The sequence below is a fragment of the Microbulbifer sp. genome, from assembly GCF_051659245.1.
GTDB lineage: Bacteria > Pseudomonadota > Gammaproteobacteria > Pseudomonadales > Cellvibrionaceae > Microbulbifer.
On the sequence record NZ_JBOFOC010000188.1, the window covers coordinates 1 to 1,754 of the forward strand.

The following is a 1,754-nucleotide window of genomic DNA, read 5'->3' on the forward strand; positions in this document are numbered from 1 at the left end:
GCCGCCACGGCGCCTGTCAAGAACCGGGCGTAACGTTGCCAAAGCGAAGACCCTGATGCCGGGGGCCGTTCGCGGAACATTTACCGATCAGGTTGTGGAGCGAACGGCCACCGGCAGCAGAGCCGCCACGGCGCCTGTCAAGAACCGGGCGTAACGTCGCCAAAGCGAAGACCCTGATGCCGGGGGCCGTTCGCGGAATATTTACCGATCAGGTTGTGGAGCGAACGGCCACCGGCAGCAGAGCCGCCACGGCGCCTGCCATGACAGCTCCGCGCTCCCGGCTACTTCTTGCGAAAGCCGGGGGGAAGACCGCCGGGCATCCCGCCCATGCCACCACCGCCCATTCCCGGCATACCGCCCATACCGCGCATCAGCTTGCTCATACCGTTCCCTTTGAGCTTTTTCATCATCTTGCCCATCTGCTTATGCTGCTTGAGCAGGCGGTTTAGATCCTGGACCTGGGTGCCGGAACCAGCGGTGATACGACGCTTACGGGAACCGTTGAGGATATCCGGATTGCGCCGTTCCGCGGGGGTCATGGAGCCGATAATGGCGTCCATGCGGCGAAACTCCTTACCCATATCCGCCTGCTGCGCCATCTGGGCCATACCGCCCATACCGGGCATCTTCTCCAGCAGGGAGCCGAAACCGCCCATACTCTGCATCTGCTGCAACTGGTCGCGCAGGTCCTCCAGGTCAAAGCCACGGCCTTTCTGCACCTTCTTGACCAGCTTCTCGGCCTTGGCCTTGTCGATCTTCTGCTCCGCCTCCTCGATCAGCGACAGGATGTCGCCCATACCGAGGATGCGCGAGGCGATGCGGTCCGGGTGGAAAGTCTCCAGGGCGTCGGTCTTCTCGCCGACACCGATAAACTTGATCGGCTTGCCGGTCACATGGCGCACCGACAGCGCGGCGCCGCCGCGGGCATCGCCGTCCGCCTTGGTGAGGATCACACCGGTCAAGGGCAGCGCCTCGTTGAAGGCATTCGCGGTGTTCACCGCATCCTGGCCGATCATGGCGTCGATCACGAACAGAGTCTCGGCCGGATTCAGTTCGGTCTGCAGCTCGCGGATCTCGCCCATCAGTTGCTCATCGATATGCAGGCGGCCGGCGGTGTCCACGATCAGCACATCGGCAAACTGCTTGCGCGCCGCGGCCACCGCGCCCTTGGCGATATCCAGTGGCTTCTGGTCCGCGCTCGACGGATAGAAGAGCGCGTCCACTTCGCCAGCCAAAGTCTCCAACTGCTTGATGGCCGCCGGGCGGTAGACATCCGCACTCACCACCATCACCTTTTTCTTCTCCCGCGCCTGCAGGTATTTGGCCAGCTTGGCCACGCTGGTGGTTTTACCTGCACCCTGCAGGCCCGCCATCAGGATCACCGCCGGCGGCTGCACCGCCAGGTTCAGCGGCGCGGCGGCCTCGCCCATCACCTGGACCAGCTCGTCCTGCACTATCTTGACGAACTGCTGGCCCGGGTTAAGCGCCTTGCTCACCTTCTGCCCCACCGCCGCGGTGCGCACCTGCTGCACAAAAGCCTTCACCACCGGCAGCGCGACATCCGCCTCCAACAGCGCCTTGCGCACCTCGCGCAGAGTATCGCGGATATTGTCATCCGTCAGGCGCGCTTTGCCTGTGACTTTCTTCAACGCCCCCGACAGGCGGTCGCTCAGGTTGTCGAACATATAAACGTCCAGTGCCTCACTTGCCTTTCCCCTTGTAGGAGCGGCCCAAGGCCGCGATCGGCCGGTGAT

The 1,754-nt window shown here is 63.5% G+C and carries 1 protein-coding gene; it reads right to left on the reverse strand.

Annotated features, from left to right (window positions below; all coding sequences use genetic code 11):
* Positions 1 to 281: 281 nt before the first annotated feature.
* On the reverse strand, positions 282 to 1,685 hold the full coding sequence (ffh, locus tag ACRC0P_RS18010) for a signal recognition particle protein (RefSeq protein WP_438632688.1): 1,404 nt from the start codon (positions 1,683 to 1,685) through the stop codon (positions 282 to 284).
* Between the last annotated feature and the right edge of the window lie 69 nt (positions 1,686 to 1,754).